Here is a 20,109-nt window from a genome sequence, read left to right as displayed (position 1 = left end):
GGGGCGGGAGGGTGTGGTGCCCCGCCGCGCGGTTGGTCAGGGGTGCGAGGCGTCGATCAGGTCGGCCGCCCGCTCGCCGATCATCACCGTCGGCGCGTGCGTGTGCCCGCGGTTGATCCTCGGCATGACGGACGCGTCGGCGACGCGCAGGCCGGTGATGCCGCGTACCCGCAACTGCGGGTCCACGACGGCTTCTTCGTCCACGCCCATGCGGCAGGTCCCGACCGGGTGGTAGAGCGTCTCGGCGTGATCGCCGACGTAGCGGTTGAGCACGTCTTCGTCGTCGCTGCCCGGCCAAGGGGTCATCGGGGCCCCGACGTAGCGGCCGAGCGCGTTGGTGTTGAGGAGGTCGGCGGCACGCCGCAGTCCGGCGACGAGTGCCTTGCGGTCTCCTGGGGCGGTCAGGTACGCCGGGTCGATCGCCGGCGGCGTCGACGCGTCCGGCCCGGTCGCGACGATCGTGCCGGTGCTTTCCGGCTGGAGCAGGATCGCGGCGACCGTGAGGCCGTGCCCGAGCGGCGGTTCGAGGCCGTGGTTGATGTACGGGCCGGGCGCGAAGATGATCTCGACGTCGGGGTGTTCCAGTGACTCGTCGGTGCGGATGAAGGCCGCGGCCTCGCCCACGTTGGAGGTCAGCATGCCCCGCGCGAACAGCATGTAGCGCAGCAGCTCGCGGGGCGACGGCTTGTCCGCGGCGGCGAGCGTCACCGGTTCGGTGCAGTGCACCACGGCGACCGCGACGAGGTGGTCCTGCAAGTTGCCTCCCACACCCGGCAGTTCGTGGCGCGGAGTGAGGTCCGCGGCGCGTAGCGCCTCGGGGGCGCCGATGCCCGACAGCATCAGCAGGTGCGGTGAGCCGATCGATCCGGCGGACAGCACGACCTCGCGCCGGGCGGCCACTTGGTGGGTGCGGCCGGAGGCGTCGGTGTACTCCACGCCGGTGGCCCGCAGTTCGTCGTCGATGAGCACGCGGCGTACCGCGGCGCCGGTCGTGACGGTGAGGTTCGGGCGCTTGAGCGCGGGCTTGAGGTACGCGTCGGCCGCGCTCCAGCGTCGGCCGCGCCGCTGGGTCACCGGGCACGGCGCGTACCCCTCGTTGTCGGGGACGTTCATCTCGTCGAGTCGCCGCATGCCGACCTCGGCGCACGCGGCGAGGAACGCCGCGGTGGTCGGATTGGGGTCGCGCAACTCCTGTATGTGCAGGGGCCCGTCGGTCCCGTAGACGCCGTCGTGGTTGGAACCGCTGCGGCGTTCGGCACGCCGGAAGTAGGGGAGCACATCGTCGTACGACCAGCTCTCGGCGCCGAGTTCGGCCCACCCGTCGTAGTCGGCCCGGTGTCCGCGCACCCACATCTGCGCGTTGATCGACGAGCAGCCGCCCAGCATTCGGCCGCGCGGCCAGTACAACTCCCTTTGCGCGAGCTCGGCTTGCTTGCCGGTGTGGTAGTTCCAGTCGTACGAGGTCTTGAAGAGCTTCGGGAATCCGATCGGGATGTGGATCTCCTGCTTGCGGTCGCGATCCCCCGCCTCCAGTAGCAGGACCCGCGAGGACAGGTCTTCGCTGAGCCGCCCGGCCAGGACGCAACCGGCCGAGCCGGCACCGACGATGACGTAGTCGTACGTGAGCATGAGACGGCCTTCCCTCGGGTCCGGTGGTTCCGCTGGTCCGGGCAGGCGGAGCAAGGTGCCGAGGGCGTACGCGAGTTGCCGCGCGCAGCGATCGCGGCACCGGTCGTGGCGGGTGGTGGTCCGCGGTGACGGCGCGCATAGGGCGGCGCACAGTGCGTACAGACAGGAGTCTGACGACTCCGGGGCCGTCGGGGTAGGGGGAGCGGCGAAGTACGTTAAGCGAGCGATCGGTAGCGGCCCCGGAAGTGCAGCAGCGGCTGGCCGGCGGGGCTCGGCAGATTCGCCGAGAGGACCTCGCCGATCACGAGGGAGTGGTCGCCCGCCTCGACGATCTGGTGCGTCCGGCACTCCAGGGTCGCGAGCGCGCCGCCGACGAGCGGGGCGCCGGAGATCGCGCCGTGTTGGTGCGGGACGTCCGCGAACATCAGCCGGTCGCTCACGCGCCCCGGGATCGCGAACCGGCCGGCGACGTGCCGCTGGCTCTGCGACAGCAGCGAGACCGCCCACAGGGGTTGCGCGTCGAGGACCTCGCGCATCCGGGCCTGGCGGCGCAGGCTCACGAGGACCAGGGGCGGTTCGAGCGAGACGGAGAGGAACGCGGTCGCGGTCATGCCGACGTCGTCGCCGCTCGCGGTGTCGCTCGTCTCGTGCGTCTCGTGGGCGGTGACCACGACCACTCCGGCGGCGAAGCGGGAGAGCGCGGCCTTGAAGGCCTCCGGGTCGACGGACGACGGCGATTCGGGCTGCGATTCGGGCTGCGATTCGGGCCGGGATGCGTGCGACGGTACGGGCGGGACCTCGGACGGCGAGGCGGGCTGCGACATGGGCTGCGGTACGGACGGCTCTGCGGGCTCGGGGATCTCCACGGCCCCCAGCCTAGGGAGTTTGAGGACCCGACCTGGGAGCGCCGCGGCCCCCGGCCGGTCGCCGGCACCGGCGGGGCATGGCGTATCGTCCCGAAGTCATCGACTCATGACTTGTCGGGCGGGCCGGACGGACCGGGAGAACCGGGGGAAGGACCGCGCGACCGGTCGTGAGGGGCGGCCACCGCACAGGCTGCCCGGAGGCGCGGGACAGGACGTACAAACGGCACGACCAGGCACGGCAGGCAAGCAGGCACGACAGGCGAGCAAGCGACACGGCAAGCAGGCGGCACGGCAAGCAGGCACGACGGCCGGCACCACGATCGGCCGGCACACGCAATCTGGGGGCACGGCCATCGAGCACCACAACCGCGACCGGGACGCGCGGGAGCGCAAAGACGAGGTCACAGGCACAGGCAGCGACAAGCCCGGGCGTACCGAGCCCGGCGGCCGTGCCGCGGCTGCCCGCGCCCGGGCGCTGCTGCCCGTCCTGATGTTCACCTCGGTCGCGGTGTCGGTCATGACCACCCTCGGGGCACCCATGGTCCCGACGATCGCGCGCGAGCAGGGCGTGTCCATCGACAGCGCGCAGTGGATGCTGACCGCGACCCTCCTCACCGGGGCCGTCGCCGCACCCGTCATGGGCCGCCTGGGCGACGGGCCGCACCGGCGCGGGGTGATCCTCGGGGCGCTCGGCTGTGTCGTGGCAGGCGGCGTCCTGGGGGCCGTGGCGCCCGGGTTCGCGTGGCTGATCGCGGGGCGGGCCCTGCAAGGCGCCGGACTGGGCATCATGCCCCTCACCATCGCGGTCGCGCGCGACCACCTCGATCCGGCACGCATGCGGTCGGGCATCGCCGCCCTGTCGGTCACGACATCCGTCGGTGCGGGGCTCGGCTATCCGGTCACCGGCTTCATCACGCGCGAGTGGGACTACCGGGCGGCCTTCTGGTTCGGCACCGGCATCGCGGCCGTCGCGCTGGCCCTGGTCGTCCTGGTCGTCCCGGTGGGATCGGCCGCGCGGCGCCGACCGCTCGACATCCCCGGCGCGCTGCTGCTCAGCGGGGGTCTGACGTGTCTGCTCCTGACGGTGAGTCAGGGGGAGCGTTGGGGCTGGGGATCGGCCACGATCCTCGGGCTCGGCGCCGGTGCCGTGGCGCTGTTCGCATTGTGGGCGTGGCAGGCGCTACGGGCCGCCCATCCGCTGGTCGAGTTGCGCCTGCTGGCCAACCGCGAGCTTCTGACGGCCGATGTGGCGGCGGTTCTCGTCGGCATCGGGCTCTACATGACGATGTCGCTGATCAACCTGTACGCCCAGGTTCCTACCGAGACGGGGTACGGATTCGGTCTTTCGGTGGTGGGTGCGGGACTGGTACTCATGCCGCTTTCGCTCGGCAGCCTGGGCGCGAACCGGCTCGCCGAGCTGTTCGCCGCCCGATTCGGCATGGGGCCGGTGCTGCCGCTCGGCTCGCTCGTGGTGGCCGCGGACATGGTGTTCCTGGCCTTCTTCCGCGACCACTTGTGGCAGCTGGTGACGGGCGCGGTGCTGCTTGGGGTGGGGGTCGGCACCACGTTCGCGGCGATGCCGGCGCTGATCGTCAAGGCCGTCCCGCCGCACGAGACGGGCAGCGCGACGAGCCTGAACGCGGTGCTGCGCTCGGTCGGCGGCGCCATCGGGTCGGCCTTGATCGCGGCGCTGCTGGCCGCGTACACGCCCGCCGGCGGCGGAGTGGCCGAAGACCGCGGGTACACCGCCGCGTTTTTGGTTGGCGCCGCCGCGTGCGTGCTCGGCGCCCTGGCCGCCGTTGTTCTTCCCGACAGACGATCGGGAACGTCGGCCGGATCGCCTCCCGTCCGAACGGTCGAACAGGTACCTTCGAGAGCCCTCAACGGCCCAGGCGAAGGAATCACCCGGTGAACAGCTCGGCTACCGAACGTGCGATGACGGAACGGCCGCGCAGGCGCGACGCCGCCGCGAGTCGCAAGGCGCTGCTCGACGCCGCCCGCGCGCTGTTCGGCGAGCGCGGGTACGACCGTACGACTCTCCGCGACATCGGGGACCGGGCGGGCGTCGACGCCGCCCTTGTGGCCCGCTACTACGGCAACAAGGCGGGCCTGTACCTCGCCGCGATCGAGGAGGACGGCCAGGACGCGGCGTCGGCGCGCCGCGATCTCGCGCGCGTCGGGGCGCTCGCCGACTTCCTCGCCGCCCGCATGGACGACCTCGGCGGTCCCGGACCGATGTTCCGGGCGGCGCTGGGCGAGGAAGGGCACGAGGCGGTGCGCGGTGAGGCCTCGGCCGCGGTACGCCAGTCCATGGTCGACCCGATGGTGGAGCGCATCGTCGAGCGGACCGGCGTCGAGGAACGCGTCGCCCGCCGCCGCGCGGAGTTCGCGGTGGCCTCGCTGATCGGCGCGGTCGTCATCCGACCGGGCGGGTTCTTCCCCGAGCTGACCAACCTCTCGCGGGACGAGCTGGTCGGCCTGGTCGAGGAGGCCTTCGGCGGGATGCTGGGCGAGCAGCCGAACGACTAGGCGTACGAGCGGAGGCCGCGCATATCGCGGACGTTGCGGATCCCGGCCTCCAGCGCGACCGAATCCGGCGCCAGCGGCGTGACGGCGCCCTCGGAGTCGCCGTCCCACCAGGCACCCTGACCGGCCGTCAGCACGGTCGCCCCGCTCTGCCAGGTGCCTGCGAGCACGTACAGCAGGCCGGATCCGCCGGCGCGCGGTGTCGTCTCCGCGGCGGTCCGGCGCACATCCGCGGCCCATGCGCCGCGCATCGTCATGATGTTCAGCACCCGGCACGCGCCGCCCCCGAGCGAGGCGCGGATCGGGAGGTCTCCCGAGAAGGAGAAGGGCTCACCGACACGGACCAGTTCGTGCGCGGGCACGGCGTCGGCGGACAAGGTCACCCCGTCGCCGGCGAGGAGCGTGATCGTACGGTCGACTCCGGGGAACGCGGAGAACGGCCCGTCGGCGGCGATCGTGGCGACGCTGGCCCGCCACCTGAAGCCGTGGCCCTCCCCGGGCGAGTACGCGATCTCGCGCGTGTCCCCACCCCCGTTGCGCCAGGGACTGACCGGCAGCGCCGCGACGTCGAAGAACCGCAACCGTGCCTCCGCGGGCGATCAGGGGGTGACCGGGTGAGTGGCCACGTAAGCGAGTGGCCAGGTGGGTGACCAAGGGGGTGGCCAGGCCCAGGAGCCGGCCGGCGACCAGGTCGACGGCAGGTCATCGGCAGTTCGGAGACCAGGTCAAGGACCGGGCAACCAACCGGGCAACCGACCGGTCGACCGGTCAGGGCACAGACGGTACCCCCTGCGGCGGGTGCGCCCGCGCGGGGCCCGCGCATGACGGCGGCGTGCCGGACGTCACGTGGGCGCGGGGCAGGCCGGCGGGCCGGGGGCAGACAGACCGAGGCAGCCGGGGCCGTCCGGCGCGCGGCCTTCCGGCCCTCCGGCTCACGGTGTCCGCGCGGCCAGGATGTCGTCGACGAGTTGCTTGCGCTGCACCTGGCCGGTGGCCGCCGTACGCGGGAGCTCGTCGGCGTAGAAGACCCGCCGCGGGTGCTTGTGCGAGGCCAGGCGGCCTTCGCAGACCTTGCGCAAAGCGGCGGGGCCGGGGATGGACGCGGGGTCCTCGGGGACCACCACCGCGCAGACGACCTCGCCCCAGGTGGTGTCCGGCAGGCCGATGACGGCCACCTCGCGGACACCTTCGACGGTGGCGAGGACGCTCTCGACCTCGGCCGGCGCGACGCTCTCGCCGCCGGTGCGGATCAGGTCGCGGGTGCGCCCGGAGATGCTGAGGTACCCCTCCTCGTCCGTCGTCGCCATGTCACCCGTGCGGTACCAGCCGTTCTGCAGCGCCTCGGCGGTCGCGTCGGGGTCGTCGAAGTAGCCGTCGAAGAGCAGCGGTCCGCGTACGCACAGCTCGTTCTCGGGGGACAGCGCGAGGTGCTGGAAGATGCTGGGCACGCCGCAGCTGCCCGGCTTGCGGAGCACGTCGGCGCCGTCGAGGGAGGTGACGTTGCCCGCCTCGGTCGACCCGTAGAACACGCGGAGGGTGGCGTTGGGCGCGGCCTTGGTGATGCCCGACAGCAGTTCCGGCGTCGTCGCCGAGGTGCCCGTGTCGGCGAAGCGGAGCGAGGGGAGCGTGCCGTCGCCGGTGTCGGCGAGCTGCTCCTCGGCGAGTGCGGAGAGCACGCGTTCCCAGACCGCGGGCACGCAGTTGAGGCGGGTGGCCTCGTGCCGGCGTACCGCGGCGACGATGGACGCCCCGTCGGTCTGCGGTACGAGCACCAGCGTGTCGCGGGCCTGCCACTGCTGGAGCGCGATGGTCCACGCGCCCATGTGGAACATCGGGTAGACGCACACCATCGTGCCCCGCGGTTCGAGCTGTGAGCCGGGATGGGTGCGCAGCACGTTGACGCGGTGCGACAGCACGACGCCCTTGGGCTTCCCGGTGCTGCCCGAGGTGAAGAAGATCGTGTGCGGGTCGGACTCGTCCGGCTCGGCGCAGTCCGGTGCCTCGGCGGGCTCGTCGGCGGACGCCTCGACCAGCTCGGCGAGGCCGACGTGGGCCACGCCGACGGCTTCGGCGACCGCCTCGCCGTCGACGCGCGCGTCCGCGACCATCAGGGTCGGCCGGGCGGCCCGGGCCAGCGCCTCGGCCTCGTCGGCCGGCAGCGCCGGGCCGATGGGGACGTAGACGGCGCCGATCCGGGCCAGTGCGGCGAAGACCGGGAGGACGTCCAGCGAGGTGGACGCCCAGCACACGACGCGGTCGCCCTTGGCGACGCCGAGGCCGAGCAGGGCGTGGGCCGTACGGTTGCCGGCCTCCGCCAGCTCCGCGAAGGTGAGCGTGCGGTCGCCGAGGATCGCGGCGGCATGGCCCGGCACCGCGCGTGCGGCGCCCGCGAAGACCTCCCCGATGACGAGTCCCTGCCCCACCCCGTACCTCCCGTGTCGTGCGCCTTGGTGCAAGATCTGGCCCCCGTACGCTAAGCGCCGGACCGCATGCTGGGAAGAGCCGTTTTCGCCGCCCCGGGCAACCCGGTTCAGGCGTCCTTGAGTTCGACGATGATCTCGTAGTACGGCCGCTCGCCGACGTTGACGGCCGTTTCCACGCCGCCGCGCTTCATGGGCACGACGACACCGGGGACGACGTCCGCGGCGAAGTACTCCTTGTACTCGCCGGCGGTGTCCGGTTCGGGTTCGACGGCGATGCGGTCGCCGCCGATCTGCACGAGGTAGTAGTCGAGGTCGTGGCGGTGCACCGCGCTGCGCTCGCCGGGGGCGAGGGCGAGCTCCCAGATGCGGACCTTGTCGTCCTCGAAGAGGACCCTGCTGCCGATGCCGCCGAGTTCGCGGTCCATGGTCGGCCTCCTGCTGGTGTGGATGGGCGGGTGAGGAGAGGTGAGGTGTCGCCGAGACGACGTGTCACGACAGGAAGGTTGGGCTCGGACGCTGCCGGTGCCCGGGGTCGGTGCCGGGGTCGGTCCCGGGTCGGTGCCGGGGACGCCGCCGGACGGTCGCGTCCCGCAGCCGCCGGTCAGTACCCGCTGGCCGGATCGACCGCGTTGCGCAGCGGCTCGCCCGCCAGGTACTTCGCCAGGTTCTCGCGGAACAGCCGGAACACTCCGGTGAAGTGGTCGCGCCCGTCGCTGGAGCAGTGCGCGGAGATGTAGATGTTCGGCGCGTCCCACAGCGGGTCCGTGGCCGGCAGCGGCTCGGTCCGGGCGACGTCGATTGCCGCGGCGGCGAGATGGCCGGACTCCAGGGCCTCGATGAGGTCCTTCTCGACCACGAACGACCCGCGCCCGACGTTGCAGTAGAACGCGCGCGGCCGCATCGCGGCGAAGGCGGCGGCGTCCATGGTGTCGACGGTGTCCGGGGTTTCCGGCGCCGCGGAGATCACCGCGTCGCATTCGGCGAGCATCGCGTGCAGGTCGTCGGGGTGGAAAAGCCGGTCGACGTGGTCCGCGGGCTTGTCGGTGCGGCGCCGCGTCGCGTACACGGTCATCCCGAACGCCTGGGCGCGCTTGGCGATTTCGCCGCCGATGCCGCCGACGCCGACCAGTCCGAGCGTACGTCCCGACACCTGCGCCCCGAAGACCGCCTGCCAGTTGTGCTCCCGCTGCCGCTCCTCCAACTCGCGGTGCCCCTTGAAGTGGGCGAGCAGCCGGGCGAACGCGAACTCCGAGATGGGCGTGCCGTTGACGCCGGCCGCCGTGGTCGCCGCGACACGTTCGGTGGGCAGGCCCGCCGACACGAGTTGCCCGTTGCCCGCCGCGACGCTCTGCACCCAGCGGAGGTTCGGGGCGAGGTCGGCGACGTCGAAGGGGAGGTCGGCGACGAGGGCGACCTCGACGCGTGCCAGGCCCTCGCGCTGATCGGGCGTCAGCTCCGGTGCCCGGGCCCGCAGTCCCGCGTCCGAGGCGGAGCCGGGGTGGCCGCGTTCGGTGCGCAGTTGGTTGTCCTCGACATAGCGGCATTCCACGATCTCGACGCGGGGGTCGAGCGCGCGCAGGGAAGCGAGGTCGGCCTCGTACGTCTCGCGAGGCCGCACGTCCCACGCGGGCGGGTACATGATGCCGACGACGATGGGGGTCATGGCGTCGTTCCTTCCGGTGCGCCCTCGCGCACGTCGTGCCGGACGTCTGTGCGGTCGCGCTTGGGATTGTGCCCCGGGCCGCCCTTGGGGCTGTCCTTCAGGACGTCCTTGAGTACGCCCGGGCGGTGGGTGCGGGCCAGCGCGTCGTCGAGGTACGCCGGGGCGTCCACGGTGTCGACGAACCAGCCGGTCGGGCACATCGTCAGGATCTCCACGAACGAGAACCCCCGGCCCGCGAGTTGGGTGCGGAAGGCGTTCTTGATCATGCGGTTGGTGCGGGTGATGTTGACGGCGTTGTTGACCGCCCCGCGGGCGACGTACGCGGCGCCGTCGAGCTGGGCGATCAGGTCGGCGAGCCGGATCGGATAGCCGTGTGCGGCCGCGTCGCGTCCGTCGAGGGTGTTCTTGGTGCGCTGCCCGAGCACCGTGGCGGCGGTCATGTGGCCGCCGGTCTCGCCGAACACCCCGTTGTTGAGCATGAAGCACGTGATGTTCTCACCGCGCGCGGCGGCGTGCAGGACTTCCTGGAGGCCTTCGTTGACCATGTCGCCGTCGCCCTGGACCGTGAAGACCAGCGTGTCCGGGCGGCAGCGCTTGACCCCGGTGGCCAGCGAGGGCGCGCGCCCGTGCAGCGCCTGGAGTACTTCGATGTCGAGGTTGTTGGAGTAGGCCGTGTAGCAGCCGATGCCGAACACCGCGATGGCACTGGCCACTTGCCCCTGGTCCTCGACCGCCTCCACCATCGAGCGCATGGCGATCGGCTCGCCGCACCCGGGGCACAGATGGTGCGCGCCCACGTCGATGAGGGAGGGGGTGAAGTCGTGGACCAGTTTCGCGCCGCACGCGGGCGGCGCGCCGGTGGGCACGACGGGGAGTTCGGTACGCCCTTGCGTGCTCATGCCACACCTACCGTTCCGTGCGATCCCGTGGCGGCCGGCGGCTCGGTCGTCGTCCCGGACACCGCCGCGTCGTGCACTTCGGTGAGCCGTCGGCGGAGCACCACGACGTCCAGGTCCGGGGCGATGCCGAACCCCGAGGGATCCAGGCTGAGTCCGCCGATGAACCGCACCGGGACCGCGCCGAGGACGGCGAGCCGCACGTCGTCGAGCATCTGCCCCTGGTTGTTCTCGTAGACGGCCACGACCCCCGCCCCCCGCGCGGCCTCGGCGACGGCCTCGGTCGGGAACGGTACGAGCGTGATCGGGCGGAGGTAGCCGACGCGGCGTCCCTCGGCCCGCAGTTCGCGCACCGCCTGCCGCACGTACGCGCCGGGCGTGCCGTACGCGACGACGACGACCTCGGCGTCCTCGGTGAACTCGGCCTCGAAGCGAGGCGGTTCCTCGGTCACCATGCGCTCCATCACCGTGACGTGGCGGTGGTAGAACTCGGCGAGGTCGTAGCCCGCGTCGGCGCGTCCCGCGGCGTGCCGCTGCTTGGCGTCGCTGAGCGGGGAGATCAGCTTCGCCGCCCCGGTGCCGCCCGAACTGCCGTCCAACGCCCAGTCGCGCGGGGGGAGAGTGGGGAACTCGGGGCGGCCGATGGTGACGGACTGATGCGTGTGGGCGAGGTAGTAGTCGCCCATCACCAGCACCGGGCTCCGCCACTTCTCCGCCAAGTGAAAGGCGAGCTGGGTCAGTTCGACGGCCTCGGGGACGTCGCACGGAGCGAGGACCAGGTGGCGGTAGTCGCCGTGGCCGCCGCCGCGCGTCGCCTGGAAGTAGTCGCCCTGGGCGCGGGCCATGTTGAGGACGACAAGCGGGAGCCGGGCGTACACGATCTCGGCGAGCGACTCCTGCATGAGCGAAAGGCCCTGGCCCGTCGAGCCGGTGGCGGCCGGGGTGCCGGTGGCGGCGGCGCCCCACGCCATGCCGACGGCCTCGAGTTCGCTCTCGGCGTTGATGCAGACGCCGCCCGCTTCGGGCAGGCGTGCGGCCATCCTCTCCAGGACCTCGGTGAACGGGGTCATGGGGTAGCCGGCGAAGAAGCGGCAGCCGGCGGCGATCATGGCCTCGGCGATGGCCGCCGAACCGGGCATGATGCGGGCGGTGTCCGGGTCGGTCGTGGCCGTGTGGGACGTCATGCGCCGCTCCCGTCGCCCGTTGCCTGATCCCCGCCGCCCTGATCCCCGCCGCCCTGCCCGTCGGCGCCCTGCCCGTCCGCGGGCCGCCCGTCGGTATCCTGCCCGTCCGCGGGCCGCCCGTCGTCCTGCGGTTCGTCGTAGCGGTAGACCTGGAACACGAAGTCGGGGCAGATGGCCGTGCACGCCTTGCAGGCGATGCAGCCGGGCAGCAACTGCGGGTAGCGGTATCCCCGTTCGTTGACGATGTCGTCGGTCATGCGCAGTACGCGCGGTGGGCATGCCTCGATGCAGAGTTCGCATCCTTTGCACGCCTCGGTGTCGATGACGAGCGTGCCGAGGCTGACGGTCACGTCGCGACCTCCTGCGGGACGGGAGGCTTCGACCACGCGTCGAGCAGCGGCCCGGCGGCCGCGTACCCGGCGCGCAGGGCGGCCTCGTTGGTGGCCAAGTGCCGGTGCCGGTAGGCCGGGAGCACGTGCGGCAGGCGCGCGATGAGGGTGTCGAGCTCCGCGATGCGGGTCGCGGAGGCGTACGCCCCGAGCGTGACCATCGTGACCGCGTTGGCGCTTCCGGCCGCGGTGGCCAGTTCGGTGGCCGGGACGCCGACGACAGACCCGGGGTGCCCGGTGTCGCCGCACAGCGTGGTGTTGATCACGAGCACGCCGTCCGGCCGCAGTTTGGCGAGCGTCGGTGCGGCGTGGGCCGGGTGCAGCACCAGCGCGGACCACGTCGAGCCGATCGTCGGCGGGGACCGCACGGGTTCGTCGCCGAGCACGAGCGTGGTGTCGGAGTTGCCGCCGCGCATCATGCCGCCGTACGAACCGAAGAACATCGCGTGGCGCCCTTCGGCGACCGCCGCGTCGGCGAGCAGTTCGGTGGCGAGCTGGATGCCTTGGCCGCCGATCCCGGTCCACAGGATCTCGCGTTGCACGGGCCGCGCCTCCCTTCCGGGAAGAGGGTGGGAACAACAGACGTACCTATGAGAACGTTGTTCTGGACAGTAGCTTGCGATGTTCCGGACAACAAGAGCCGAAGGGCACGGGCGGGGCGGCGGGGCCGGACGACGAGGGAGCCGGTGCCCCGACGATCCGGCGGCGCGGCCGGCCCGGCTGGTCCGCACGGTCCGGCCGACAGGCGCCGGACAACAGAGGGCGACAACAAAGGGGAGTGGGGCGCATGACCGAGGACCAGTCACCTCCCGCGCCTGTGGGGCTTGTTCGCGAGGCCGTGCGGCGTCCGCTGGCGGCCCGCTGGGCGGTCTACACCGAGGAGGTCCAGCGCCTGGTCGACGCGACGTACCGGGTGGTCGAGCGCACCGGCAGCCTGGACCCGACGGTCCGCGAGATCCTGCGCGAGTCCGGCCTGTCGAACCAGGCCTTCTACCGGCACTTCCGGTCCAAGGACGAGTTGCTGGTCGCCCTGCTGGACGACGGCCGCCGGCGGATGGCCGAGTACCTGCGGCGGCGCATGGAGGCCGCCGAGGACACCCCCGGCCGGGTGCGCGGCTGGATCGAGGGGGTGCTCGCCCAGGCGGGCGACCCCGTCGCGGCCGCGCGTACCCGGCCGTTCCTGTCCCATCAGGACCGCCTCGCCGAACTGTTCCCCGCCGAACAGCGCAGCTCGGCCGAGGCGATGCTCGCTCCGCTGGAAGGGGTCCTTCGCTCGGAGTACGCGGAGCGCCGTCCGGATGAAGTGCGCGATCCGTCCGCCGACGCCCTCGCCGTCTACCGGCTGACGCTCGCGGCGCTGCACGACCACCTGCGCGCACGCACCTCGCCCACATCGGACGAGACCGCTCATCTGGTGCGCTTCGCGTGCAACGGTCTGGGGATTTCGGTTGTCTGACGACCAGTCAGACTGTTGAATGAGGCCGCTCCCGCTCCCGGACGGCGGAACGTTTTGTGAGGGGGTATCCGGTGTAGCGCGTGAGGTAGCTCACAGAACGGGCACTATTGATGACAGTACGTCGCCGTTTCTGAGCCCGCTGTGATTCAGTTTCCCTGGCAATCGGACGATATCTGTTCAGAAGACGCTCGCGATTGAGAGCAACCGACGAACGAGAACCACCCCAGAAGCACTGTCGCCGACGCTCGGGGAGACCGATGACCGCCGAGACGGAAACACACGTCCGGTTGGCGACCCTGCGCCTCCTCTACCGGGTCGTCGCGGACCTCAACGCCACCCGCGACCTGCGCGACACACTGCAGGCCGTGGCGGACGGCGTCGTCTCCGGACTCGGTTTCGGCGCCGCGGCGGTCAACGTCGTACGGCCGGACGGCGACTTGGAGGTCGCCGCGGTCGCCGGCAGCGAGGAACTCGCCGCGGCCATGGCCGGCCAGATCGGGCCGCGCTCCGACTGGGAGCGCCTCCTCGCCGTCGCCGAACGTTGGGGCCCCCTCCGGTTTCTGAGCCATCGTCAGGGCCCCGCGGATCCCGGCCGGGTACCCAGTTGGGTGCCGGACATCCCGGTGAGCGACCACCCGGATGCCTGGCACCCGTACGACGCACTCCTCGCGCCGCTCACCACCCCCGAAGGCGAACTCGTCGGCATCCTCTCGGTGGACCTCCCCGTCGACGGACGCAGGCCCGGCCCCTGGCGCTGCGAAGTCCTCGGCATGTTCGCGGCGCAGGCCGCGATCGCCGTCGACAACGCCCGCCTGCGCAGCGAGATGGTCCGCGCGGTCGCCCGGCTGGAGGACGAGCAGCACGCGTTGCGCGCCAGCGAGGAGAGCTTTCGGCACGCCTTCGAGTACGCGCCCAGCGGCATGGTCATGACCGGCGTACGCGGGACCGACCGCGGCCGCCTCCTGCGCGCCAACGACGCGCTCTGCCGCATGCTCGGCTATCCCGCACCCGTCCTGCGCCGCCTCGGCCTCGCCGCGGTCGTGCACCAGGACGACCGGGACCTGCTGGCCGGACACCTCGGGGGCAACACCCCGGTGGAGGGCTGCACGGAACTGCGGCTTGCCCGCAGCGACGGGACGTACCGCTGGGTCTCGCTGCGCACCTCGCACGTCGGGGACGGCGACGGAAACCCCCGGTTTCTGCTCACCCACGTCGAGGACGTCGAGGACCGCAGGCTGCGAGAGCAGGCGCTCGTGCACCAGGCCAGCCATGATCCGCTGACCGGGCTGCCCAACGGCCGCGAGCTCCGGGCCCGCCTGGACGCGACGTTCACCCGCATGCCGCGCCTGACCGAGTTCCCGGCCGGGGTGCCCCATCCCGCCGCGGGCCTGGCCGGGGTCGGCGCCGGGCAGGGGCTGCCGCACGGCGCCGGACACGCCGTGCACGCCGGCGGCGCGCAGGGCGGCGGCCACGGCACCGCGCACACCTCGGCACACAACTCCGGCCCCAGCCCCGGCCATGGTGCCGGTCATGGTGCCGGTCACAACACCGCGCACAACGGCGGCCACGGCACCGGCCACGCGGCCGCCGCGGTCAACGGCGTGCCCGCCGTGAACGGCGTCGGGGTCGCCGGGATGCCCGGCGCGGACGGCAAGGGCCTGGCCCTGCTCTTCTGCGACCTGGACGGGTTCAAGCGCATCAACGACGAGTTCGGGCACCACATCGGCGACGTCGTCCTGGTCGAGGTCGCGCGCCGGCTCACCGCCGCGGTCCGCGAGGGCGACACCGTGGCCCGGCTCGGCGGCGACGAGTTCGTGGTGCTGGCCGACGGGATCGGGCGTGACGAAGCCCACGATCTGGCGGTACGCCTGCGCCGCGCGCTCTCCGTGCCGATCCGGGCCGAGGGCGAGACGGTCCCGCTGGACGGCGCCAGCTTCGGCATCGCCTGGGCGGATTCCGCGGAAAAGCCCGAAGACCTGCTGCGTATCGCCGACGAGCGCATGTACCGACAGAAGCGAGGCCGCGAGCGGGCGCACCGGCGGGCGGGCTGAACGTTCCGCCGACCGGCCCCGTCCTACCGGTCGGTTGCGTCCGTACGGCCGAATCCGCGGGCGGAGGTTTGTCGTCCGCGCGATGGACTGTGGCCATCCTGGCGTCCGTCGCCCGTTAGTGTGATGCACCAGCCTGTCGACTCGAATTGAATCGATGTGCCCGCCGCCAGCCGCCGACCGGCCGTGCGGCGCACACTGACTGACGCACAGGAAGGGCGAACCCGATGACGGTGGGTAACGAGGGAGAGCCGGACGACCCGTACGGCTACCTCTACCGCCCCGGCCCGGGTGACGCGCAGGGCGGCCAGGAAGCGCCCGCGGGGTTCGGCTCGTCACCGTACGTCCAGGTCGGGCAGACGCGGTACGGGCAGCCGCAGCCGTACCAGCAGCCCTATGCCCCCGACCCCCAGGCGACCCAGCCCGTTCCGGGCATGTCCGCGCAGCCCGCGCCGGGCGGACCACCGCCGGGCCAGGTCCCGTCCCCGCGCCGCGACGGCGGCCACGGCGGCGGATCACGCGGCACCTCACGCGGCGGCCGCGGACCGGTGATCGGCGCGATTGTCGCCATCGTCGTCGTGGTGGCGGTGATCGTGGCCGTCGTCGCCATGAACGGCGACGACAAGGACAAGAAGAACGACGCCGCGACCACGCCGTCGCCGTCGACAACCCCGTCGTCCCAGTCCAGCGCCCCGCAGTCGTCGGCGGCCCCGTCGTCGTCCGGGCCGGAGAAGATCGGTGCGGTCGAGGCCGAGGACGCGACGCTCGCCGGTGGGGCCGCCAAGGCCAACGACGGCAAGGGCTACACCGGCAACGGATTCGTGGCCAACCTGGTGAACGGTTCGTCGATCAGTTGGACCGCCGAGGTCCCCAAGGACGGCCAGTACTACCTGCGGATCATCTACAGCAACGCGGAGAGCGGCAAGGGAGCGGACGGGCAACGGCAGTTCAAGCCGCTGGCCGTCTCGGTGAACGGCAAGGCCTCGTCGACGCCGATAAAGCTCTACGGGCTCGGCTCGGACTCCTACGGTTACACGTGGGGGATCGTCAATCTGAAGCAGGGCTCCAACAGCCTTGTCCTGTCGTGTGCCGAGGCCGCGGGTTGTCCGGTGAAGGTGGACAACGTGTCTCTGTCGACCACGCAGCCGACGAACACCGACTGATCCCGGCGCGGTTGCTACGCCGTCCCGTCGGCGCGTGACACCGACACCTGGCCTTCCGGGGCCAGTCTGGTCAGGGCCGCCGCGCTGCCGCCGTTGACGGCGACGGCGAGGCGGTCGGCCGAGTCCAGCACCGCGACCGGCTCGCCGAGCGGCACGTCCGCGAAGGTGCGGCCGAAGGCCACGGCCCACTCGCCGTCGACGGTGCGCACGGTCACCGACCCGCCCGGCGCCGCGCCGATGGCCGCCAACTCGGCCGCGCCCAGCGACGTCTGGACGTTGCCGAAGCGGTCCACGGTCAGCACCTCGCCGTGTGCGGTGTCGTCGACGACGTAGGCGACCGGGTCCGGGAGGCGTACCAGGCCGCCGGGATCGAGCCGGGGGCCGACCCGGTGCGCCGAGGTGCCGGTCGCGAGGTGGGCGGCCACCGGGGCGAAGACGTCGCGGCCGTGGAACGTCGCGGAGACGCGCGGCAGCATCAGCTCGCTCGTGGTCAGCTCGTGCGCCGACAGCGCGCCGCCGACCGCGTCCGCCGCCCACATCAGCAGGCCGTTGTCCGGCCCGACCAACAGGTGTTCGGCGGTACGCACGAGCACGCCGCGCCGCGGGGTACCGACGCCGGGGTCGACCACCGCGACCGTGACACCCGGCGGCAGGTACGGCAGCGTCTGCGCGAGCAGCGCCGCACCCCGGCGGATGTCGCCCGCCGGGACCTCGTGGGTGATGTCCAGCACGCGCGCGCCCGGCGCGATCCGCGCGATGACACCGCGGCACGCCGCGACGAAGCCGTCGGCCGTGCCGTAGTCGGTCAGGAACGAGATGTGCGCGTCCATACTCCAACGGTACGGATCGTCCGGCCCTGGCGGACCGGGCTGCGCACGCCCCTGCCGACCAACCCGAACGCGGACGCCGACCCGACTACGGACGCAGCCCGTACACCGTCGCACCCGGCCCGGTCGGGAGCGTCGTGGACGGCGTCCCCGTCGCGGTCTTCGTGGCACTCGGCGTCGCCGACGGGTCGGCCGGCTCGCCCGGCGACACGACCAGGTGGAACCGGCCCTTCGCGGACAGGTTCCCGGAGATCCGGCCCACCGGGAAGTCCTGCTTCCAGCGCTGCCTGCCGGTCTTCGCGTCGATGCCGAACGCGGCGGCGAGCACGCCGTTGCGGCTCGACGCACCCACGCACACCACGCCGTTCGCGACCTGCGGGGTGGTCAGTTCACCCGGCGTGCCGGTCGGGAAGTCCCAGAGGCGCCGGCCGTTCTTGAGGTCGAAGGCGTAGACCCGGCCGCTGCCGAGCGGCGGTTCGGGGGCGGTGCCCGGGCTCGCGGTCGGGGTCGCGGACGGCTTGGTGAAGCCCGACTGGAGGTCGGACGGCCACGTCGACACGTAGAGCGTCGTGCCGTCGACGGCGGCGTCCGAGACCATCAGGCCTTCCGGCTTCTCGTCCCAGCGCACGCCGCCGGTCGTGGCGTCGTAGAGCTGGATCCGCGCGTCCACCTTGTCCTTGTTCGACTGGTCGTTGCCGTTGGTGATCACCACGACGGTGGCGGTCGGGACGTCGACGACCAGCCGTCGTGCGTCGCCCGCCGGCAGGTCCGGGACGCGCCAGTCGGTCTCGCCGGTCTCGAGCCACACCGCGGACAGGGAGCGCTCCTCGGCGTAGCTGCTCGACGCCTGCGACGACGGGGCGCGGACGAACACCCGGCCCAGGGCCACCACCGGGGGGCCGAGGTCCTTCTCCTTGGCGGCGGTCCACAGGACCTCGCCGGAGCCGGCCGTGAGGTCCACCTTGTAGAGCATGCCGAAGTCGCCGTAGGAGTCGGCGGTGCCGGAGACGATGGCGGTGTTGCCTTCCACCCAGGGCGTGTTCAGCCACGGGGCGGAGGAGTCGGCGGTGTAGACGGGCACGGGGGCGCCGTCGGGCCCGTCGGCGGCGTCGTACGCGTACACGTAGGTCTTGGCGGGCTCCGAGTCCTTGGGCGGCGACGTCACGACGACCACCTTGTCCGTCGCCGCGTGGCCCAACTGGACGCCCATCGAGTCGTGCTCGACCTGCCACACGATCGTGCCGGGCTCCTTGCGCGCGGACTTGTCCTTCTCCGTGCCGAGCGAGATCCCGTAGATCGTGCTGTGGTACTTGCTGGGCGCCGAGCTGTCGCCGACCTCGGCCCAGCAGTTGACGAACACCCGGTCCTCGGTCACCACCGGGCGGTTGACGTTCGGGGCGGCGGTGCTGCGCGTCCACAGCTGCTTGCCCGAGTCGACGTCGATGCACACGACCAACCCGGCGGTCTGCGAGCCCTGCGACTTCGCGCCGGACCCCGCGATCACCAGGTATTTGCCGGAAACGACCGCGAACGCCTGGGCGGTGGGCCCGACCGGGGTGTTCCACGCGACCCGTGCGGAGTCGTCCGAGTGGGTCAGCAGCCAGCCGGTCGTCCCGCCGACCGCGGCCACCCCGGCGGCCGCGCCGCCGATCAGGAACGAGCGGCGGCTGAGCCCGCGCGTGCGCCCGCTCGGCGCGGCGGCCGGCGTCGTCGCGGGGGCGGGGCCGGTGCGGGGGCCGGTGTCGTGCGCGATCTCGAAGACGTTGGTCGCGGCCATCGTCGCCGCGGGCGGCCGGGGCGGCGGCATCTGAGCGGTCGGCGCGTTCGGCGCCGGGGCCGGCGGGGGCGCGTGGAGGACGTCGGTGACGCCCTCGGCGCCGTTGTGCGCGCGGGTCGGCGGCAGTTCGGCGTTGTCCGTGCCGAACGCCGTGGGGGGCGCCGGTGCGGACGGCAGCGAGTCGGTGGGGTCCGCGTTGTGACGGCGCATCAGCTCAGCGGCCAGGGCGGGCGGCAGCCAGGCGCCCGCCACGGCGGCCTCCGCGTCGTCCAAGCCGCCGACCGTGCGCAGCAGGATGTCGTCGAGCGTGGGGCGGGCCGCGGGGTCCTTCGCGAGGCATTCGGCGACCAGGCCGCGCAGGCTCTCCGGGACCTCGTCGAGCTTGGGCTCGCCGTGGATGATCTGGAACAGCAGTTGCATCGCGTTCTGCGGGGTGGACCCGAAGGGGGTGCGCCCGGTCGCCGCGTATACCAGCACGCCGCCGAGCGCGAAGATGTCGGTGCGCTGGTCGACCTCCTCGCCGGCCGCCTGCTCGGGGGACATGTAGCCGGGCGAGCCGATCGCGCCACCGGGCGACGTCAGCCCGTGGGTCGCGAAGTCGAGGGCGCGCGAGATGCCGAAGTCGATCACGCGGGGCCGGTCGCGCCCCAGGATGACGTTGGACGGCTTGAGGTCGCGGTGCACCAGGTCGGCCCGGTGGATGGCCATCAGGGCCTCCACGAGCTGCGCGCCGAGCACCCGTACCGCGCGCTCGGGCAGCGGACCGTACGTCGCTATGGCCTCGGACAGGGGTATGCCCGTCAGGTACTCGGTGGCGAACCACGGCGGGTCGGAGTCCGCGTCGGCCGCCGCGATCGGCGCCGTCCACGCGCTGTCCACGCGCCGGGCGGCCGCCACCTCGCGCCGGAACCGGTCCCGGAAGCCGGGGTCGAACGCGTACTCCGGACGTACGGTCTTGACCGCGGCCCGCAGCCCCGACGGGGACACGCCGAGGAAGACCTCGCCCATGCCGCCCTCGCCGAGCCTGCCGCGCAGCCGGTACGGACCGAGCGTGCGCGGATCCTCCGGGCGCAGCGCCTCCATGACCACCCATCCCAGCTTCGACAGCACCCTCCGGCGCGGACCGCGCGCCGGAGATCGACCGCCAGCGTAGTGGCCGCCGGTCCCGGCGGCAGCGGCACACCGTGCTCGGCGGCCACTCTGGGGGGCTTCCCTCGACCACCGAGGGGGTGGTGCGGACGGTCGCGCGGACCGTCCGGAGT

17 protein-coding genes are annotated in these 20,109 nt (G+C 72.7%); 5 read left to right on the top strand and 12 right to left on the bottom strand.

Annotated features, from left to right (window positions below; translation table 11 throughout):
* Positions 1-36: 36 nt before the first annotated feature.
* On the bottom strand, positions 37-1,629 hold the full coding sequence (locus tag ACWD12_RS37630; protein ID WP_450103378.1) for a GMC family oxidoreductase: 1,593 nt from the start codon (positions 1,627-1,629) through the stop codon (positions 37-39).
* 215 nt (positions 1,630-1,844) lie between these two features.
* Positions 1,845-2,453, bottom strand: coding sequence for a flavin reductase family protein (locus ACWD12_RS37625; RefSeq protein ID WP_450103400.1), 609 nt, complete (start codon positions 2,451-2,453; stop codon positions 1,845-1,847).
* Between the two features lie 148 nt (positions 2,454-2,601).
* Here ACWD12_RS37625 and ACWD12_RS37620 point away from each other — a divergent pair, with 148 nt between their 5' ends.
* Complete coding sequence (locus tag ACWD12_RS37620) at positions 2,602-4,407, top strand: MFS transporter (RefSeq protein ID WP_450103377.1); 1,806 nt, start codon at positions 2,602-2,604, stop codon at positions 4,405-4,407.
* A gap of 23 nt (positions 4,408-4,430) precedes the next feature.
* Positions 4,431-5,024 (top strand): TetR/AcrR family transcriptional regulator, encoded by a 594-nt coding sequence (locus ACWD12_RS37615; RefSeq protein ID WP_450103376.1) that lies wholly within the window; start codon positions 4,431-4,433, stop codon positions 5,022-5,024.
* Here the strand turns inward: ACWD12_RS37615 and ACWD12_RS37610 are convergent.
* The 8 genes from ACWD12_RS37610 to ACWD12_RS37575 form a co-directional block, all read right to left on the bottom strand.
* Positions 5,021-5,602, bottom strand: a complete 582-nt coding sequence (locus ACWD12_RS37610) for a HutD/Ves family protein (protein WP_450103375.1) — start codon at positions 5,600-5,602, stop codon at positions 5,021-5,023. The two genes, ACWD12_RS37615 and ACWD12_RS37610, sit on opposite strands and share 4 nt — an antisense overlap.
* A gap of 351 nt (positions 5,603-5,953) precedes the next feature.
* Positions 5,954-7,444 carry a class I adenylate-forming enzyme family protein gene (locus tag ACWD12_RS37605; protein ID WP_450103374.1) on the bottom strand — a complete coding sequence of 497 codons (1,491 nt, stop codon included), beginning with the start codon at positions 7,442-7,444 and terminating at the stop codon, positions 5,954-5,956.
* A gap of 107 nt (positions 7,445-7,551) precedes the next feature.
* Positions 7,552-7,869 carry a cupin domain-containing protein gene (locus ACWD12_RS37600; RefSeq protein ID WP_358361692.1) on the bottom strand — a complete coding sequence of 106 codons (318 nt, stop codon included), beginning with the start codon at positions 7,867-7,869 and terminating at the stop codon, positions 7,552-7,554.
* A gap of 176 nt (positions 7,870-8,045) precedes the next feature.
* The gene (locus ACWD12_RS37595; RefSeq protein ID WP_450103373.1) at positions 8,046-9,107 is read right to left on the bottom strand and encodes a D-2-hydroxyacid dehydrogenase; all 1,062 of its coding nucleotides are present in this window, start codon (positions 9,105-9,107) and stop codon (positions 8,046-8,048) included.
* On the bottom strand, positions 9,104-10,006 hold the full coding sequence (locus ACWD12_RS37590; RefSeq protein WP_450103372.1) for a thiamine pyrophosphate-dependent enzyme: 903 nt from the start codon (positions 10,004-10,006) through the stop codon (positions 9,104-9,106). Before ACWD12_RS37590 ends, ACWD12_RS37595 begins: the two co-directional genes overlap by 4 nt.
* A complete protein-coding gene (locus tag ACWD12_RS37585) occupies positions 10,003-11,187 on the bottom strand; it encodes a hypothetical protein (protein ID WP_450103371.1) in 1,185 nt (394 codons plus the stop codon). The genes ACWD12_RS37590 and ACWD12_RS37585 overlap by 4 nt, the downstream gene beginning before the upstream one ends.
* Complete coding sequence (locus tag ACWD12_RS37580) at positions 11,184-11,537, bottom strand: 4Fe-4S dicluster domain-containing protein (protein ID WP_450103370.1); 354 nt, start codon at positions 11,535-11,537, stop codon at positions 11,184-11,186. Before ACWD12_RS37580 ends, ACWD12_RS37585 begins: the two co-directional genes overlap by 4 nt.
* A complete protein-coding gene (locus tag ACWD12_RS37575; protein WP_450103369.1) occupies positions 11,534-12,118 on the bottom strand; it encodes a 2-oxoacid:acceptor oxidoreductase family protein in 585 nt (194 codons plus the stop codon). The genes ACWD12_RS37580 and ACWD12_RS37575 overlap by 4 nt, the downstream gene beginning before the upstream one ends.
* Positions 12,119-12,363: 245 nt before the next feature.
* Here ACWD12_RS37575 and ACWD12_RS37570 point away from each other — a divergent pair, with 245 nt between their 5' ends.
* The 3 genes from ACWD12_RS37570 to ACWD12_RS37560 all read left to right on the top strand — a co-directional run bounded on the left by ACWD12_RS37570 (position 12,364) and on the right by ACWD12_RS37560 (position 16,243).
* Entirely contained in the window at positions 12,364-13,032 is a 669-nt protein-coding gene (locus ACWD12_RS37570) for a TetR/AcrR family transcriptional regulator (protein ID WP_450103368.1), read from the top strand.
* Positions 13,033-13,289: 257 nt separating this feature from the next.
* Complete coding sequence (locus tag ACWD12_RS37565; RefSeq protein ID WP_358361710.1) at positions 13,290-15,083, top strand: diguanylate cyclase domain-containing protein; 1,794 nt, start codon at positions 13,290-13,292, stop codon at positions 15,081-15,083.
* A gap of 224 nt (positions 15,084-15,307) precedes the next feature.
* A complete protein-coding gene (locus ACWD12_RS37560) occupies positions 15,308-16,243 on the top strand; it encodes a hypothetical protein (RefSeq protein ID WP_450103367.1) in 936 nt (311 codons plus the stop codon).
* A gap of 14 nt (positions 16,244-16,257) precedes the next feature.
* Here ACWD12_RS37560 and ACWD12_RS37555 read toward each other — a convergent pair whose 3' ends face one another.
* Positions 16,258-17,073 carry an SAM hydrolase/SAM-dependent halogenase family protein gene (locus ACWD12_RS37555; RefSeq protein ID WP_450103366.1) on the bottom strand — a complete coding sequence of 272 codons (816 nt, stop codon included), beginning with the start codon at positions 17,071-17,073 and terminating at the stop codon, positions 16,258-16,260.
* 85 nt (positions 17,074-17,158) lie between these two features.
* Positions 17,159-19,957 (bottom strand): protein kinase domain-containing protein, encoded by a 2,799-nt coding sequence (locus ACWD12_RS37550; protein WP_450103365.1) that lies wholly within the window; start codon positions 19,955-19,957, stop codon positions 17,159-17,161.
* Positions 19,958-20,109: the final 152 nt, after the last annotated feature.

The organism is Streptodolium elevatio, assembly GCF_053592165.1.
This window is presented reverse-complemented; position numbering and strand designations above follow the sequence as displayed.

Bases quoted from the DNA above. Each gene is read 5' to 3' on its own strand.
- ACWD12_RS37630 (WP_450103378.1), bottom strand. From the start codon at position 1,629: ATGCTCACGTACGACTACGTCATCGTCGGTGCCGGCTCGGCCGGTTGC.
- ACWD12_RS37625 (WP_450103400.1), bottom strand. From the start codon at position 2,453: ATGTCGCAGCCCGCCTCGCCGTCCGAGGTCCCGCCCGTACCGTCGCAC.
- ACWD12_RS37620 (WP_450103377.1), top strand. From the start codon at position 2,602: ATGACTTGTCGGGCGGGCCGGACGGACCGGGAGAACCGGGGGAAGGAC.
- ACWD12_RS37615 (WP_450103376.1), top strand. From the start codon at position 4,431: ATGACGGAACGGCCGCGCAGGCGCGACGCCGCCGCGAGTCGCAAGGCG.
- ACWD12_RS37600 (WP_358361692.1), bottom strand. From the start codon at position 7,869: ATGGACCGCGAACTCGGCGGCATCGGCAGCAGGGTCCTCTTCGAGGAC.
- ACWD12_RS37595 (WP_450103373.1), bottom strand. From the start codon at position 9,107: ATGACCCCCATCGTCGTCGGCATCATGTACCCGCCCGCGTGGGACGTG.
- ACWD12_RS37590 (WP_450103372.1), bottom strand. From the start codon at position 10,006: ATGAGCACGCAAGGGCGTACCGAACTCCCCGTCGTGCCCACCGGCGCG.
- ACWD12_RS37585 (WP_450103371.1), bottom strand. From the start codon at position 11,187: ATGACGTCCCACACGGCCACGACCGACCCGGACACCGCCCGCATCATG.
- ACWD12_RS37570 (WP_450103368.1), top strand. From the start codon at position 12,364: ATGACCGAGGACCAGTCACCTCCCGCGCCTGTGGGGCTTGTTCGCGAG.
- ACWD12_RS37565 (WP_358361710.1), top strand. From the start codon at position 13,290: ATGACCGCCGAGACGGAAACACACGTCCGGTTGGCGACCCTGCGCCTC.
- ACWD12_RS37560 (WP_450103367.1), top strand. From the start codon at position 15,308: ATGACGGTGGGTAACGAGGGAGAGCCGGACGACCCGTACGGCTACCTC.
- ACWD12_RS37555 (WP_450103366.1), bottom strand. From the start codon at position 17,073: ATGGACGCGCACATCTCGTTCCTGACCGACTACGGCACGGCCGACGGC.